This window comes from Rhodococcus sp. MH15 (assembly GCF_019266045.1).
Classification (GTDB): Bacteria; Actinomycetota; Actinomycetes; order Mycobacteriales; family Mycobacteriaceae; genus Rhodococcus_F; species Rhodococcus_F qingshengii.
On sequence record NZ_LPNP01000060.1, the window covers coordinates 201,210 to 217,281 of the forward strand.

Genomic DNA, 16,072 nt, shown 5'->3' on the forward strand with positions numbered 1-16,072 from the left:
TTTCGATGAACCGTGACAACGGCACCGAATCGTCGTTCATCGCAGGACTTTTGCGCGACGTCGACCTGACTGCATCGCCACTGCGCCTGTTCGTCACCGGGACCGATGCCAGCGCTCGGCCCCAAGTGACGAGGGTTGTACGGAAGCGAATCGAATCGGGTGACAAGCCCGTGGTCACCGCAGTCACGCATGACGTCCCCGCCGACGCGATTGTGGTGATCGCGGACGCGCAAGCTCTGACCTCCGATGAAATCCGTGCCCTGAAAGAGCTTGTCCAACGTGACGACCTCGGAGTTGTCGTAGCCTCCGATCGGATCGATCCACCACTCGCACCGATCTACTCGAACATCTCGAGTTTCGGCACCGTGTTGCATCTGAACCCGTTGAACCGAAACGATATTCGGAAGATCGCGGCCGAGCGAAGAGTCCCGCTCGACGACCGCGCCGTGGTGGCGCTCGAGCATCTGTCCGGTGGTTCCTTCGGGGCGATCGAAGCGTACTTCGCCGCCGCCTCGGCAGGCCGCCTGGAAATGCCGAACGCCATACGCACACACATCCTCCACCAGGTCACCGCTCTGCATCCGATCGAGCGCGAGATCCTCGAAGTTTCACTCGCCGTCCCGGACATCGACGCCTTCGAGCTCGATCTGGGACAGGAGAAGTTCAGCCTCACAGCTGCATTCGACCGGGCACTGGCGACCGGACTGTTCGGTTCGCGATCACCACTCGTCGCGAGCGTGCTCGCCGAGTCGACGAGCACCGGGCGTATCCGCAGCGAGCTGATCAGAATCGTCGCATCACGCGCACACACGAGAACCCTCGATATCGACACAGCACGAAGACTTTTCGACTCCGGAATCCGCCACCGCGATCTCACGGGTGTACTACGAGACGCAGTCGAGGCGAGCACGCCGGCGGTCGCGGCAGATCTCTTTCGCCGCGTGAATTCGATCGAGCCTCTCGGCGTGGCCGACACGCTGCTGTACGCCCAGGTCTCGGCTCGCAGTGGTGACCTCGACACTGCCTGCCGTCTGGCCGATTCCGTCATCGCCGCACCCGATCTCGACGACGCGAGATTGGCTGCGGCGGTGCGAATCCGCGCAGCTTCGTCCGCAGCATGCGGCCAACTCGGCGCCGCTGCAGATCTCTACACCTGGCTGGGGCCAGGGCGCACCGGAAACGAATCCCCCTTCGCCGCAATCACTTTCCTCGGCATCGGCAAGGTCGATGATGCGAACGCGGCGCTCACCGGACACACCGGATCACCGTCGAGCTCGACGGTCGGCGCTACCACACTGGCCAACGGACTGATGCAATCGGTCACCGGGAGCGCACCGAGTGCGCTCAACACGATGTCGCGCGCACTCTCGCTCCCCGGCGGAGCCGACACATCTGAATTCCAGCCTGATTCCGCCCCGGCGCTGGTAGCTCTCGCACTCCTGCACAACGGCGCCCATGAACGGGCCGCCGCTGTCGTCACGTCCGCGATCGCCGCCGACGACGCAAGCAGCCACACGTGGGCGCGACTTCACCTTCTCGGCGCCTGGATCGCGATGGTCCGCGGGCAGGACACGATTCTCGAAGACCTACCGCAGGAGGTAGTCCGCGGCCCCCTCCGTGAGCGTGACGCACTGTTTCTGCATGCTCTGATCGTGGGTCTCGCTCGGCGTTCCGGCGATCTCGCCCAGCTGCGTCGAGCTTGGTCGGGCGCGGCAGGCACCCTCTCGTCCTGCAGCGTTGATCTGTTCAATCTGCTTCCCATCGGCGAACTGTGGCTTGCGGCAGTACGGCTCGAGGAGACCGAGCAGGTCGAGCATCTCGTCGACGACGCGCGCTCACTCCTCCGCGCGCTCGGCGAGCCGCCGCTGTGGTCGTCGCCGCTGCATTGGTACGGCGTCCAGGCGTCGATCCTCTCGCAGTCGCCGGCCGATCTCCTCCCACACGCCCACACACTCGCCGAATCAGCCAAAACTCACACTTACGCAGCCGGTTTGGCGATCGCCGGACGCCAGTGGCTCCTACTGATGCAAGGCAACGTCGACGCAGACGGTGTCGAAGCCGCCGCACGAACGCTCAGTCGGATCGGACTCCCGTGGGACGCCGCTCGCCTCGCCGGCGAAGCAGCGCTGCGCACCCCGGACACCAAATCGGCCACGGCACTGCTCCACGTTGCGCGCTCGCTACGCACAACGTCGACGGCCGAGACAAGTGCAACCGATACCGCCACAAGTGCGGCGCCACCGTCGGTGTTGACCGAGCGCGAACAAGAAGTTGCCGAACTCGTCGTCGTCGGACTGACGTATCGGGAAATCGGCGAACGCCTCTACATCTCCGCTAAAACCGTCGAGCACCATGTCGCACGGATCAAGCGGCGCGTCGGGGCGCAGTCTCGTTCGGAACTGCTCACCATCCTTCGCAGCATGACACCGCCGAACAAGTAGTTAGCTGCATATTGTCCAGAGGGTTGCATATATCCGTTTAAGTGATAGTTTTCACAGGAATCAGGACATGCCTGCCGAGCAAAGTTCGGTAACTGTGAAACGGGGATCGCTATGAAGTGGGGAGTCGGACTCGCCGTCGGCAACAAACGAAGCATTGCTGCGATCGCGAGACCTGACTCGGAGCTGGTGACCCTCGAACGCGAATCGGTTCTGCACCACGCCCCCGACGGCACCGTGCAGCTAGGCGGAACCGCGGCGGGGTCCACCGGGTTGCGCGGGTTCCTCGACAGGGTCGGCACCGACGATACCGACAACTTCTCCGAGCACATGACGCGAGGGGAGGAACTGGTAGCGACAGCGATGTATTGCCTGGTCAAGGAAGTCCGAACACTCACCGATCAGAACCTGAACATCTCTGCGGTGATCCCCGCGGGTTGGTCGAGCGATTCAATCGACGTACTGCGCGGCGCACTCGACAGCATGAATCTCGACGGCGTCGAACTGATTTCAGAAGATGAAGCCTCTGCGGCTTGGCTCGCGGATCCTGACGCCGACGACCGTGCTGCTCGCGGAGCCGCAGCGTTGGCCGCACCCTTCTCGATCACCTCTACCTGTCCCGAACCCCAGCCAACCGATTTTGCCGAGCCAGAGGACACCCCCGAAGAGTTTCCGCCGTTCGCTCTGATCGAACCGGAGCCGGAATCCGGCGTGGAGGCACCGGTCACGAAAGAACCGAGCATCGACGGTTGGCTGAATCGCCAGTGGCGGTCGGAGCGCCGACCGATCATCGCCGCAGCAGCCGCCGCAGTCTTTCTGACGGTGTCGGGTTGCGCGGCCGCGGTCATCATCGGACACACTCCGACCATTTCAGCACCCAGGATTCTCGACGCACAATCTTCCCTGTCCCCCGGGACGGACACAGCTGCCACCCCGACGAGTTCATCCGGGACAGGCACGCAATCAGCGACCTCACCTCCACCGGAAGTACCCGCTCTCGGCGCGCAGCCGACGGCGCAGTCGTGGGCATCCGAAGCAGAATCGACCTCATCCGAATCCCAGCCCATTCCGGTGAGTCCGGGCACCGGTACAGAGAAATCCACTACGGCGAACGTCCCCGCGCAACAGGGATCGCCGATCACCATCCAGATCGATCCCCTTCGGATCGAGAACCTGCCGCCGGTCGTCGGACCGCTGGATCCGGTCGATCCGGATACCCCGGACACTCCCGCCGTGACCGACCCCACTGATACACAGACAACGCCGACGCAGCCGTCCAACCCGACCGACACAACCGATCCGGTGGTTCCGAATCCCGACATGCCCGTCATGCCATTGGCCCCGAGACCCGGAATGCCAAGTTAGACAGAATAATTCGACTTGCCGACAACAGGCACATATTCCTCGTCGAAACTTTTCCCCTATGGTGGGTGCGGTACCTACCGGCTCGGTGCCGGGGACTTGAAGGGATTTCATGCGTAACTCGTTGGCGATCCGCACCGCTGTGGTCGGCGCCTCGGCACTACTGCTCGCAGCTCCATTCACCACGACGGCATCGGCAGAGCCCGCCTCCGACACGCATGTCGAACAGCTCGGGGCAGATCAGCTTCCGGCTGAGCTGGTCGAGGCGATCACACGCGATCTGAAGATCTCCCCACAGGAGTATCTGGACCGCGCTGCCAAAGCTCAGGAACTCGGTGCATACGCCCAGGAATTCAAGTCCGAGCGCCCTGGCGACTACGCCGGCTCGTGGATGGGACTCGACGGTCAACCCGTCGTAGCCGTCACCACCACCGAAGCTGCACGCATCGCGGCCGACGACGGTTACCGCACGCACGTCGCCCCCGTCTCCGCCGACACCCTCGAGAAGACGCTGGCCGACGTCAACGGATGGATTGCCGGGCTGCCCAAGGAAATCTCACGCGCAGTCAATTCGGCGACTATCGACGTCCTGAACAACCAGGTCGTCATCGACGTCGCGAACAGCCCCGTCGGGCAGGCGCTCAATCTTCCGACCCTGCTCGAGAACACCAAGATCGTTCTCAGCCCGGACGGTGGCGGATCGGTTGATCCCGGAGCACTCGGCGGCGACACCTACATCACGTCGACAGGCCCCATTCGCGAGACACCGACCGAGAACATCTCGGTCTGCTCGTTCGGGTTCAACGCCGTCGACGATCAGAACAATGCTCTCAATATCAGTGCCGGACACTGCAATCCGGCCGAGGGTTCGAAGTCGCCCGTCTACCTGCCGAATCACGCGAACGTCGACGACAGTCAGTTGATCGGAGCATTCTCACAGTCTTCCGTCGGCAACAACGCCGGCGATCTCGATTACTCGGTCATCAAGTTCGACCAGTCCGGCATCGACGCGGGCCTCGACCGTGCTGCCGTCCGCGGTGCCAACGGGACCACCCTCGCGATCACCGGAACGGCACGTCCCGTGATCGGCGCTCCCATCTGCAAGTCCGGCCAGACGTCGTCCTTCACCTGTGGTGTCGTGGCAGCCGATCGCGTCGAAACTCAACTGGTCATGGCGGACGGTGATTCACGAACCGTTCGCGGATTCGCCGGCACCGCGTGCACCCTCGCCGGGGACAGTGGCGGCGCCATCGTCTCCGGAACCTTGGCTCTGGGCATCACCAGCGGCTCCAACAGCAGCGGAGCACCCAGTTGCAACGAAGCGAACCTGGTACTGGCGACCTCCGGTGGAACCTCGAATCTGGGTATTCCGGTCGGAGACATCCTCGACGCGGCGGATCGCGCTTCCGGTGGCGGTGTCGGTGCCGGAATCCGCGTCCGCACTGCAGGTTGACCAACCACTGATTCACGCACTGTGCCCGCCGATCCGTTTCGCGATCGGCGGGCACAGTGCTGTTGTCGGTCGGGGTCAGCGCTGTCTGCTCATGTAACGGGTGGGAATAGCGCGTTCGAACCCATATAGTCATGGTCGACTGTGATCGGCTCACCACAAGTCCGTGAGCCGTATCCGTGTGCTCCCAGGGGGGTGGTACGCGGTCAACGAAGTGGAAAGGCCCACATGCGAAGCTCCATCGCACGTCGCGCCGCAGTGTTCGGTTCGGCCGCGCTGCTGCTCCTCGGACCGATTACCGCGGTCGCGAACGCAGAACCGAACGAATCCGGGGTATCCGATCAGGCAGCCCATCTGCCCGTCGAACTCGCCGAAGCCCTACAGCACGACTTGGCGCTGACGCCCGACCAGTTCGTCTCGCGTTCCGAACTCGCGCAGAAGCTCGCGGAGTTCGCCGCCATCGCGCGCGTCCAGTTTCCCGACTCTTTTGCCGGAGTGTGGCTCGACGACCTCGGCAAGGGCATCGTCGCTCTCGCTGACGGTCGCGACAAGGATGCTGCCCGCGAGGCCGCCGAGAAGGCCGGTTTCGAGGTCAAGGACGTCGCGCAGAGCGAGCAGGCTCTGCAAGGTCAACTCTCGGCACTCAACACCTGGCTCGATTCGCAGCCTGCCGAGGTCGCAGACCTCGTGCGTGGCATCGCCGTCGACGTCGTCGGCAACGGAGTCGCCCTCACGGCCGATCCTGCCGCCGGCATCGAATTGCCTGAATTCCTGAAGCGGACCGTCGTCCATACCGCTGCTCCGCTACTGGTTCCCCCGATCGTCGCGGACCTCATCCCCGCAACCGGATCCGCAACCGGCGACGCTGCACTGGGCGGAGACGCCTTCGGCGCAACCTCCGGTAACACAGGACTGCGTTGTTCATTCGGCTTCAACGGCACCGACGGTTCAGGACGCACAGTCAACATCAGCGCCGGTCACTGCGATCCCAACCGTGCCGCTGCCGGCACCTCGAACTCCAGCCAGGTCTTCCCGATGGTGAACAACCAGACCGGGCCCCGCGTCGGGTACTTCGCCAAGAGCAGCTTCGACGGGCGCGACTACTCGATCATCAACATCGACGACAACGCGAAGTACCGCTTCGAGAACAACAGCGTGCGGGTCCCGTTCAACCGCTCGGTCAACATCACCGGTACCGCCGATCCTGTCGTGGGCGCCCCGGTCTGCAAGGCAGGATCGACCACAGGCTTCAGCTGCGGCGTCGTCACCGGCGTCAACCGCGTCGCAAAGGTTTTGGATCACACCCTCGACAACGGCTTCACCACCAACATCTGCGTCCTGCAGGGTGACAGCGGTGGCCCGATCGTCTCCGGAACGTTGGCAGTGGGCATCACGAGTGCGTCCAACGTCGCCACCTCTCCCCTGTGCGAGATCGCTCAGGCAGAGACACTGTTCGGGCAAGAAGCCCCGACCCAGTACGCGACGCCGATCAACGACATCCTCGCCGCCAACCCAGGCCTGAAGGTTCGCGACTACTGATCACACGCATTCCTCGAGACAGCAAAACGGGCGCCACACCTTCTGAAGGTGTGGCGCCCGTTTCGGCGTTCGTGACGTTCTACTGGAAGAGAGTTGTTCCAGCCGGAGCGTTCAGAACCTTGATCAGGTCCAAGCCCGCGACGACGGCGGTTCCGCCACCGGCGAGGATGGTACCGGCGACTCCACCGATACCGGCCCCTGTGACCATGCCGGGCAGGCAGCCGACGACCAGGCCGGGCAGACCCACGATGCAACCGATGACCGCCCCGACGATCGTGCCGGTGAGGCTACCGATCTGCGTGGCAAGCCCGAGCTGTGACTGGAACTTCTCGATTGCCTTCTGATCCTCGTCAGGCGAAGCAACCGGGGTGAACTCGGCAGCGACCGGCTTCGGCTTGGAGCTGGCCGGGTCCAGGTTCGGCTTGAGGGTGAGGGTCTTGCCGTCCTCACTGACGGTCTCGTCGAACGGGAACTGAACGTCGCCGAGGTTGAACGCGAGCGGAAGGCTCACGAGAGTTGCGCCCTGGCTGTTCTGCAAGTCGACGTGAGTTCCGTCGCCCGAGACCCGGAATGCTCCGGCGTCGATGGTGGTGACAACGGCCTGGTCGACGACCTCGGCGGTGTACGAAACGTCGGGTGACGTCTCCGGAGCTGCGTAAGAAGTACCTGCAGCGATGCCCGTAGCGGCAATGGTCATCGCTGCGACGGCCGCAGCTTTTCGAATGAACATTTTTGATCCTCCCCGGGATCGGGCGGGCGTCAGTCGATGACTCACACCACCCGTTTCCCCTGTGCGTGACGGGCGTAACGATAACAGCCGGTCGGTTGTTCTCACCTGCCCGGAACCCGAGTTAGGGCTGCCTGACAGATGGACACCTGACGGGCACCGCCTAACGTGACGACCAGACATGTCTGCGTCTGGCCCAGCCCGTCCGACGCAGAAGATCGATCTCTCCAGGCCACGAGCGGTTACCAGCCGGTACCTACAGGCTGGTAATGCTAGTTACTGGCGGGTAACATAACGCAGGTTAGTATCAGTGGGCTGTCCCGAGGTGGCCGACGCGTCGCCCTGAAACGAAAGGCCGCGACATGAATGCCCTGACGATTACGTTGGGCACGATTGGTGCTCTGCTGAGCTTGGTGTGTTGGTACATCTTCCTCTCAGGCGCGCTGAGGATGTTCAACACCGTGCGCATCGGCCAGTCGGCACCCGATCGATGGCGCCCGTTCTTCCCTCGCTTCAAGCAGATGATCATCGAGTTCATCGCGCACACGCGCATGAACAAGTTCCGCAGCGTCGGCTGGGCCCACTGGCTCGTCATGGTCGGCTTCCTCGGTGGGTTCCTGCTGTGGTTCGAGGCCTACGGCCAGACGTTCAACCCCGAATTCCACTGGCCCATCTTCGGTAACACGTGGGCGTGGCACCTGTGGGACGAGATCCTCGGCCTGGGCACCGTCATCGGTATCACCACGCTGATCGTGATCCGTCAGCTCAACCACCCGCGTCTGCCTGCACGCCTGTCCCGTTTCGGCGGCTCCAACTTCAAGGCTGCCTACGTCATCGAGGGCATCGTCCTGCTCGAGGGCCTGGGCATGATCATGGTCAAGGCAGGCAAGATCGCGACCTACGGTCACGCCAACCCGTGGACCGACTTCTTCACCATGCAGGTCGCGAAACTGCTTCCCGCCAGCCCCGTCATGATCTCGGTGTTCGCATTCGTGAAGCTGATGACCGGCATGATCTGGCTCGCGATCGTGGGCCGCAACATCACCTGGGGCGTCGCGTGGCACCGCTTCTCGGCGTTCTTCAACATCTACTTCAAGCGTGAAGACGACGGCACCGTCGCCCTCGGCGCGGCAAAGCCCATGATGTCCAAGGGCAAAGTCCTGACGATGGAGAACGTCGACCCCGACACCGACACTCTCGGCGCCGGAAACATCGAAGACTTCTCCTGGAAGGGCTGGCTCGACTTCACCACCTGCACCGAGTGCGGTCGTTGCCAGTCCCAGTGCCCCGCGTGGAACACCGGAAAGCCGCTCTCGCCCAAGCTGCTCATCATGTCGCTGCGTGACCACGGCTACGCCAAGGCCCCGTACCTGCTCGCTGGTGGACGCAAGGACATGGGCGGCGACGAGATCGGTCTCGTCGACAGCGAAGGCAATGTCAAGGAAGGCGCCCTCGCAGCCATCCCCGAGGCGGCACGCCTCGAGGCCGACCGCAAGCTCGTCGGTGAAACCGTCGAAGGCGAGATGGCCCCGGTCATCGACGCCGAAACCTTGTGGAGCTGCACCAACTGCGGCGCCTGCGTCGAACAGTGCCCCGTCGACATCGAACACGTCGACCACATCATCGACATGCGTCGCTACCAGGTCCTGATCGAATCGGAGTTCCCCTCCGAGCTCGCCGGCCTGTTCAAGAACCTCGAGAACAAGGGCAATCCCTGGGGTCAGAACTCCAAGGATCGCCTCAACTGGATCAACGAGATGGACTTCGAGATCCCCGTCTTCGGCAAGGACGCCGACAGCTTCGAGGACTACGAGTACCTCTTCTGGGTCGGCTGCGCCGGCGCCTACGAAGACCGTGCCAAGAAGACCACCAAGGCCGTTGCCGAACTCCTCGCCACCGCGGGAGTGAAGTTCATGGTCCTCGGCGCCGACGAAACCTGCACCGGCGACTCCGCACGTCGTGCCGGCAACGAGTTCTTGTTCCAGCAGCTCGCGATGCAGAACATCGAGATGCTCAATTCGGTCTTCGACGGTATCGAGCAGAAGAAGCGCAAGATCGTCGTCACCTGTGCGCACTGCTTCAACGCCCTCGGCAACGAGTACCCGGAGGTGGGCGGCGACTACGAGGTCGTGCACCACACTCAGCTGCTCAACCGTCTGGTGCGCCAGAAGAAGCTGATCCCGGTTGCGTCCGTGAGCGAAGACGTCACCTACCACGACCCGTGCTTCCTCGGACGCCACAACAAGGTTTACGACGCTCCCCGTGAACTCATGGAAGCCTCAGGCTCCAAGCTCGTCGAAATGCCGCGTCACGGCGAACGTTCCATGTGCTGTGGTGCCGGTGGTGCTCGCATGTGGATGGAAGAGAACATCGGCAAGCGCATCAACGTCGACCGCGTCGACGAAGCGCTCTCCACCAACCCCAAGAAGATCGCCACGGGTTGCCCGTTCTGCCGCGTCATGCTCACCGACGGCGTCACTGCCCGCCAGGAGCAAGGCCAGGGCGAAGGCGTCGAGGTCGTCGACGTCGCGCAGCTGATGCTGAACTCCGTCACTCGTCTCGATCCCGCCCAGCTCGGCGAGAACATCAAGGTGATCCCACGCGAGAAGGCACCGGTCGCTGCTGAGGCAAAGGCTGAGACCGTCGAGCAGGATCGGGTCGCCGAAGTCGAGGAAGCCGCCGCGACTCCGGAAGCCAAGGCTGCACCGGCAGGCAAGGGTCTGGCCATGAAGGGCCTCGCCAAAGCACCAGGTGCAAAAGCTCCCGGCGCCAAGGCACCCGGCAAGGGGCTCGGAATGGCCGGCGGGGCCAAGGCTCCCGGCGCCAAGAAGGCGGCTCCCGCCGCAAGCGCGGAAGCTCCCGCTGACGAAGCTGCTGCACCGGCAGCACCTGTCGCAAAGCCCAAGGGTCTCGGCTTGGCAGGCGGGGCCAAGGCACCCGGCGGCAAGGGACTGCAGATGAAGGGCGCCGCCAAGGCACCCGGAGCAAAGGCCGCTGCCGCACCGGCAGCGGAAGCTCCGGCTGCTGAGGCTGCTGCACCCGAAGCTGCTGCACCCGTCGCCAAGCCGAAGGGTCTGGGCCTGGCGTCCGGCGCCAAGGCACCCGGCGGCAAGGGACTGCAGATGAAGGGTGGGGCCAAGGCTCCTGGTGCAAAGGCTGCTCCTGCTTCTGAAGCACCTGCTGCTGCTCCGGCAGAGGCTCTGGCAGAGGCTCCGGCTGCACCGGCAGAGGCTCCGGCCGCCGAGGCGGAAGCCCCGAAGGCTCCGCCTGCCGCCAAGGCCGGCGGACTCGGATTCAAATCGGGCGCAAAGGCTCCCGGTGCCCGGAAGGCAGCTCCCGCTGCGGCCCCGGCGCCGGCTGCTGAGGCCCCGGCTCCCGAGGCCGAACCTGTGAAGGCAGAACCCGCCGCCGAACCTGTGAAGGCAGAACCCGCCGCTGAAGCGCCTGCTGAGGCGTCCGCACCCGCGGAAGCTCCGGCGCCTGCTGCCGCGCCGCCCGCCCCCAAGGCAGGCGGACTCGGATTCAAGGCCGGCGCGAAGGCTCCTGGCCGCAAGAAGTAAGCGCACCACACGCGAATGCCCTCACCGTCACGGTGAGGGCATTCGTGTTTGTGCGGGAGCCTTTGCCGACCGAGCACCCTTTCCCTCGACCCGACACACCGTCCAGCACACGGAAACCGGTGCTCGCCCTGTGCAAGTGGTGCTCACTCCCCCGCCAACTCGAGGCCGGCGTGTCAATCGGCGACAAGCATCACCGCACCGCGCGTACGCCCGACGCCCCTTTCCTGCTGCCGGCCGATGACGTATTGTCCCGGAGCGATGCCGGTCGCGCCGTGCTCCGGGTGGATGAGGTACGCGGTCACTCGGGTGTCGAGCATGCCGAGTGCAAGGCCCCGAGCATCTTTCACCGGCGTCGACCACGTGCACTCCCCTTCGTCTGCAACCAGACTGTGGGGGTTCCCTCCCGCCGCACTTCGCAGCAGTTCCACGCCGGAGAGCGGCACTCTCACAGAGCGTGTCCATGGCAGAGGCGCCACGATATTTGCGAGCAGCGAAAACGGGATCACGATGAGATCGCCTTGCGCCTGAAGTCCGTCGATCACAGGAATGGACACTTCCTGGTCCAGGTAGTCGAAGACATCGAGGCCGGTGAGGCTGGTGAGAGCGGACAAGGTCATGTTCGAGTTCATAAGTATCACCCAAGGTTTGAGGATTGAGGGTAGAGGGTTCGAGATTCAGGTTCGACGAACGAGACGGGAATAGTCGGTACCGGTGATGCCGTAAGTCCATCCGGCGGCATCCAACGCGGAGGTAAACCATCCGGGTACGTGAAGGCCGTATCGACGCCGATGCCCGTCGCGTTCGAGAGAACCGTTGACCGCGAGGAGAATCCGTCCACTTCGACCCCAGCCCTCCGGCGACGCGTAGAGCTGCAGCAGGCAACCGGCGTTACCGGGATCGTCGGTTTGGTCGACCAGTGTCAGGCCCGCCAGCTCGATGTAGGAATCCCACCCGATCCGCTCGATTGCACATCGACGGATCTCTACATTGCGCTCGTGTGCGATGCGTTCGGCGGTGGGGTCGAGCACCACCCAGTCTGGAACGATCGCTCCGTGTAGAACGAACGCCTTTGTACCGTCTACGAATTCGATTGCGGGGGAATCAGAATGATGCAAGCGCCGTGCCCCCTGCGCGCTGCCCGGAATCGGTTCGGCATGTAAGGCAGTGGGTCGTTCCGCCATGATGCACACGTCGTCGAACGCCCACCACCACCCGGTCGAGTCGGCCAGTGCGGTCTGCACGTCGAGGAGTTCACGGTCTTCCGAGCGGAAGGTCGCAAGACCGAATCGATGGCATGTGTCGTAGTACGCGATTCGATGTGCGTCCTGCTGCCCGTACCAGGTCACTTCCCCGGCCACCGGGGTCAACATCGTTCGTATCGCAGCTGCGACGCCGTCGAACAGCGTGGTGTGCAACGATTCCCAAATGGACGCCCTGATCAGGCGCTCCCCCTGCCGGCGTTCCATCTGCCAGCCAGTTCTCCGACATTCGATTCGCGCGTCCATGCGTCGGCGCGATGCCGCAAACATGCTCGCGATATACCCGGAAGCGCAGTCGAGGCCGGTGCCGTCCAATGACATCTTGGTCGACAGTCCTTCGGTGACGATCAGGTCCGAACCAGCAGACGGCGACGGGACCCAGACGAACTCCGGTTTCGGGAGCCCGGAACGTCGATACAGTTGCGCGACAGAGGCTTCTGCGGTGTTTCGATCAGCAGGACGAGTACACAATCCGCGTTCGAGCCACACGTCGCGGATCTTTTCCAGGGCCAGACTGTCTTCATCGAAGAGATTGAAGTTCTCGGGCAATGTCGCTCGATGTGATGCCGACGAGCGAATCGGTGCGGCGCTCACGAGACGGTGGCGGAGTCCGCCTTTCCTGTAGTCATAGTTGAACAGCCTGGCACGCGAACGCTCCGGACGCAAGGGTTTCCTAGAGCGCGACACCGGGAACCTGCCACCGTTTCCCCATACCGAACACCCTCTCCAGCGACGCGAAACCGGTTCGAACTGTGGACAAGTGGTGTTCACTCACGGCTATCCACACCCCCGGGGTCACGGCTTCCTTTCCAGCGCCGGGCGCAGCAAGATCGATCGACATGGGGGAACAGACACATATCATCCGCAGGCCGGACCAACTGTCGATCGGTCGCACCGATGCCGAGATCCGACAGGCCTGCGCTAGTGGAACCTGGGCCAGAATCCATCGTGGTGCGTACGTGGACAGCGGCCACCTGTCCCGCCTCGACGCATACGGACGACATCGATTGCGGGCAGAGGCCGTGGCCTGCGCCGCTTCACCCGGTGCCACTGTCAGCCACGTCTCGGCTGCGGTTCTGCACGGTTTCGAACTCTGGAACACTCCGCTCGACGTCGTTCACCTGTCCCGGAACCGGCGAGGTGGTGGCCGAAAGTCCGCTCGACGTCATGTGCACTCGACATGGCTGGCGGACAACGAGATCACCGAAGTCGATGGGCTGCGCGTCACGACTCCGGCACGAACTGTTGCGGATCTCGCGAGGACACTCACTTTCGAACAGGCTCTCGTCGTGGGCAATTCAGCGTTGCACCGTTCAAGGTTGACCAAGGACGCGGTTGCAGCCTCGCTGGCACTCAGCCCGAACCATCCGCGCCATCGACATGCGCTCCACGCGCTCACCGCGATGGACTCCCGTATCGAAAGCGTCGGTGAATCACGGAGCCTCGCATTGTTCCTGCACGAACACCTGCCGCTCCCCGAACCCCAGGTCGACATCCACGACGCTCGAGGGTTTGCCGGCCGCGTCGACTTCCTGTGGCGTGAGCAGCGCACCATCGGAGAGTTCGACGGCCGCATCAAGTACGGCCGACTGGTGCCCGCCGGTCGCAGCCCCGAGGACGCGCTCTGGAACGAGAAGCTCCGCGAAGACCGACTCCGTGACGCAGGGTGGGAGGTCGCGAGGTGGACGTGGGCCGACCTGTCGACCCCGTCACTGGTGGCAAGCCGGATCCTGGCGGCCTTCGCGCGCAGCCACGGGGCCGTCAGCTACTGATCGCAGGCTTCCACAGCTCGAGCGTCGGAATGCCGGGTGGAGTGAATCCGAGCACCTGCCCGTAGAAGGACAGCTCGGCGTTGCGTGAGCTGATGATGGTCGACTGCTTGCGGAATCCGTGAGATTCACCCTCGTAGGCCAGGTACGCGTGCGGAATGCCCTTGGCCACCAGAGCATCCCGGAATCGCTCCGCCTGCGAGGGTGGCACGATCGGATCGTCGAGACCCTGGAGAAGCAACACCGGGCAGTTCAACCCGTCGACGTTGTTGAGTGGAGCACGTTCCGCGTACAGGTCGGCAGATTCCGGCAGCGGGCCGATCAAACCGTCGACGTAACGCGATTCGAAATCGTGAGTTTCCTGCACGAACAGGTCCAGTTCAGCCACGCCGAAATAGGAAGCACCACAAGCGAACACGTCGGACGTCGTCAGTGCGGCCAGAACGGTCCAACCACCGGCGGATCCGCCTTCGATGGCAAGGCGGGCCGGATCGGCAAGCCCCTGCTCGGCCAACCCGTTGACGGCGGTGACGACGTCCTGCACGTCGACGACACCCCACTGACCACGCAATCGATTACGGTACTCACGTCCGTAACCGGTCGACCCGCCGTAGTTCACGTCGACGACGCCGATTCCGCGGCTGGTGAAGAAGGCGTAGACGAGGTTGAGGGCCGGTGCGACGTGCGCCGTCGGCCCACCGTGAACAAACGCGACATACGGCGGCAGTTCATCGTCGGGCCCTTTGTATCGCGGACTGCGCGGCGGATAAGCAACGGCGTGAACTTCTCGCCCGTGTCCGTGAGCCACGACGGCTCGCGCTTCCGGAAGATAGGCAGACTCGGGCAATTCTTCGACCGACGAACGGATTTCGGTGAGTTCGCCGGTACCGAGGTCCAGTTCACGTAGCGCGCCCGCCAGTTTCGCGCCTCCCGAGATGAGCAGTAACCGATCTCCGCGAACCTGCATGAGGCCGATGCTGGTGACACCCGGGATCGTGATGTCGCGCAGTTCCCCCGACGCCGGGTCGAGTACCGCCAGCGTGTCGGTTCCGACGGTGCGTGCGGTGAGCAGGTGCCCGTTGCCGAGTTCGACGAACCAGCGCCCACCGAAGCGCCACTGCGGGCCACCGAAATCCGCGTTCACCGGGCAAATCGGGCTGATCTTGCCGCCGACGCGATAGATGTTCCACCAGCCGCTGCGATCGCTGATTGCGTAGAGTTCGTCGTCGGTGATCCACTCCGGCTGCAGGACGGACTCTTCAAGTCCGCCGATCAGCACGGAATACGCCTGAGCGACGCCGTCGACGAGTGGAGCTACCCGCAGTTCGGTACCGTCCCAGGGCATTTGCGGATGGTTCCATGCGATCCAGGCGATCTTGGTTCCACTCGGCGAAAGCCTCGGTGACGAGAGGAAGTCCGAGCCGCCGACGATCGAGCGGATGTTGCCGGAACCGTCCAGCGGAATCGCGCAGATATCGCGAGTGATCGCCCCGTCCTCCGCGTGCGCTTCCCGAACCGCCCACACCTCGCCGTTCACGATCTGCAGGTCTGCGTATCGCCACGCGGCCGGCGACGCCGGTTCGGGCGTCAACGCCCGTGGAGTGACTCCTTCGAGGATGTACACCCGTTGATCGGAGAATTCACTGAAGACCAGTTTTCCGGACTCGGTGACCGTCCAGGCGCCACCGCCGTACTCGTGAACCCTGGTACGCGCGTTCCACGGCGCGGGGAGGATGTCGACGGGTTGGTTGTCGAGACCAGATCGACGGATCGAGGTCCGACCACCCTCGGTCGGACGAAGTTCAGCCCACCAGATCTCGTCACCGACGTATCGTCCACCCTCGACAGGGTGCCCACCTGCAGCCAGATCAGCTGCTCCGATCGGAGAAGTCCACGATCCGTACGGGGCTGCAATCTGCTCGCTGGGGGTCATCGCTCGACAATAGCCAACGGGGCGTGCGACACGGT

At 63.8% G+C, this 16,072-nt stretch carries 10 protein-coding genes; 6 read left to right on the plus strand and 4 right to left on the minus strand.

Going from position 1 to position 16,072, the window contains the following annotated elements:
- The first annotated feature begins 5 nt into the window (after positions 1–5).
- From ATN37_RS07620 to ATN37_RS07635, 4 genes are all read left to right on the plus strand, one after another.
- Positions 6–2,441 carry a LuxR C-terminal-related transcriptional regulator gene (locus ATN37_RS07620; RefSeq protein WP_064114246.1) on the plus strand — a complete coding sequence of 812 codons (2,436 nt, stop codon included), beginning with the start codon at positions 6–8 and terminating at the stop codon, positions 2,439–2,441.
- 111 nt (positions 2,442–2,552) lie between these two features.
- Positions 2,553–3,803, plus strand: coding sequence for a hypothetical protein (locus tag ATN37_RS07625; RefSeq protein WP_218694968.1), 1,251 nt, complete (start codon positions 2,553–2,555; stop codon positions 3,801–3,803).
- Between the two features lie 109 nt (positions 3,804–3,912).
- Positions 3,913–5,253, plus strand: coding sequence for a S1 family peptidase (locus ATN37_RS07630; RefSeq protein ID WP_042452237.1), 1,341 nt, complete (start codon positions 3,913–3,915; stop codon positions 5,251–5,253).
- Between the two features lie 225 nt (positions 5,254–5,478).
- Positions 5,479–6,789, plus strand: coding sequence for a S1 family peptidase (locus ATN37_RS07635; protein WP_054187117.1), 1,311 nt, complete (start codon positions 5,479–5,481; stop codon positions 6,787–6,789).
- Between the two features lie 79 nt (positions 6,790–6,868).
- On the opposite strand, the gene ATN37_RS07640 is transcribed toward ATN37_RS07635, so the two are convergent.
- Entirely contained in the window at positions 6,869–7,519 is a 651-nt protein-coding gene (locus ATN37_RS07640) for a glycine zipper family protein (RefSeq protein WP_003943407.1), read from the minus strand.
- 359 nt (positions 7,520–7,878) lie between these two features.
- Here ATN37_RS07640 and ATN37_RS07645 point away from each other — a divergent pair, with 359 nt between their 5' ends.
- Complete coding sequence (locus ATN37_RS07645; protein ID WP_058038563.1) at positions 7,879–11,076, plus strand: (Fe-S)-binding protein; 3,198 nt, start codon at positions 7,879–7,881, stop codon at positions 11,074–11,076.
- Positions 11,077–11,249: 173 nt separating this feature from the next.
- Here ATN37_RS07645 and ATN37_RS07650 read toward each other — a convergent pair whose 3' ends face one another.
- Both ATN37_RS07650 and ATN37_RS07655 read right to left on the minus strand, forming a co-directional pair.
- Entirely contained in the window at positions 11,250–11,705 is a 456-nt protein-coding gene (locus ATN37_RS07650) for a hypothetical protein (RefSeq protein ID WP_218694970.1), read from the minus strand.
- A gap of 45 nt (positions 11,706–11,750) precedes the next feature.
- Complete coding sequence (locus ATN37_RS07655; RefSeq protein WP_218694972.1) at positions 11,751–12,929, minus strand: DUF6745 domain-containing protein; 1,179 nt, start codon at positions 12,927–12,929, stop codon at positions 11,751–11,753.
- A gap of 245 nt (positions 12,930–13,174) precedes the next feature.
- Here ATN37_RS07655 and ATN37_RS07660 point away from each other — a divergent pair, with 245 nt between their 5' ends.
- The gene (locus ATN37_RS07660; protein WP_042452245.1) at positions 13,175–14,107 is read left to right on the plus strand and encodes a hypothetical protein; all 933 of its coding nucleotides are present in this window, start codon (positions 13,175–13,177) and stop codon (positions 14,105–14,107) included.
- Here the strand turns inward: ATN37_RS07660 and ATN37_RS07665 are convergent.
- Positions 14,097–16,037 (minus strand): prolyl oligopeptidase family serine peptidase, encoded by a 1,941-nt coding sequence (locus ATN37_RS07665; protein ID WP_058227559.1) that lies wholly within the window; start codon positions 16,035–16,037, stop codon positions 14,097–14,099. The genes ATN37_RS07660 and ATN37_RS07665 overlap by 11 nt on opposite strands.
- Positions 16,038–16,072: the final 35 nt, after the last annotated feature.

Excerpts from the sequence above, each read along its gene's own strand:
- ATN37_RS07640 (WP_003943407.1), bottom strand. The coding sequence starts at position 7,519 with ATGTTCATTCGAAAAGCTGCGGCCGTCGCAGCGATGACCATTGCCGCT.
- ATN37_RS07645 (WP_058038563.1), top strand. The coding sequence starts at position 7,879 with ATGAATGCCCTGACGATTACGTTGGGCACGATTGGTGCTCTGCTGAGC.
- ATN37_RS07630 (WP_042452237.1), top strand. The coding sequence starts at position 3,913 with ATGCGTAACTCGTTGGCGATCCGCACCGCTGTGGTCGGCGCCTCGGCA.
- ATN37_RS07665 (WP_058227559.1), bottom strand. The coding sequence starts at position 16,037 with ATGACCCCCAGCGAGCAGATTGCAGCCCCGTACGGATCGTGGACTTCT.
- ATN37_RS07635 (WP_054187117.1), top strand. The coding sequence starts at position 5,479 with ATGCGAAGCTCCATCGCACGTCGCGCCGCAGTGTTCGGTTCGGCCGCG.
- ATN37_RS07650 (WP_218694970.1), bottom strand. The coding sequence starts at position 11,705 with ATGAACTCGAACATGACCTTGTCCGCTCTCACCAGCCTCACCGGCCTC.
- ATN37_RS07625 (WP_218694968.1), top strand. The coding sequence starts at position 2,553 with ATGAAGTGGGGAGTCGGACTCGCCGTCGGCAACAAACGAAGCATTGCT.
- ATN37_RS07660 (WP_042452245.1), top strand. The coding sequence starts at position 13,175 with ATGGGGGAACAGACACATATCATCCGCAGGCCGGACCAACTGTCGATC.
- ATN37_RS07620 (WP_064114246.1), top strand. The coding sequence starts at position 6 with ATGAACCGTGACAACGGCACCGAATCGTCGTTCATCGCAGGACTTTTG.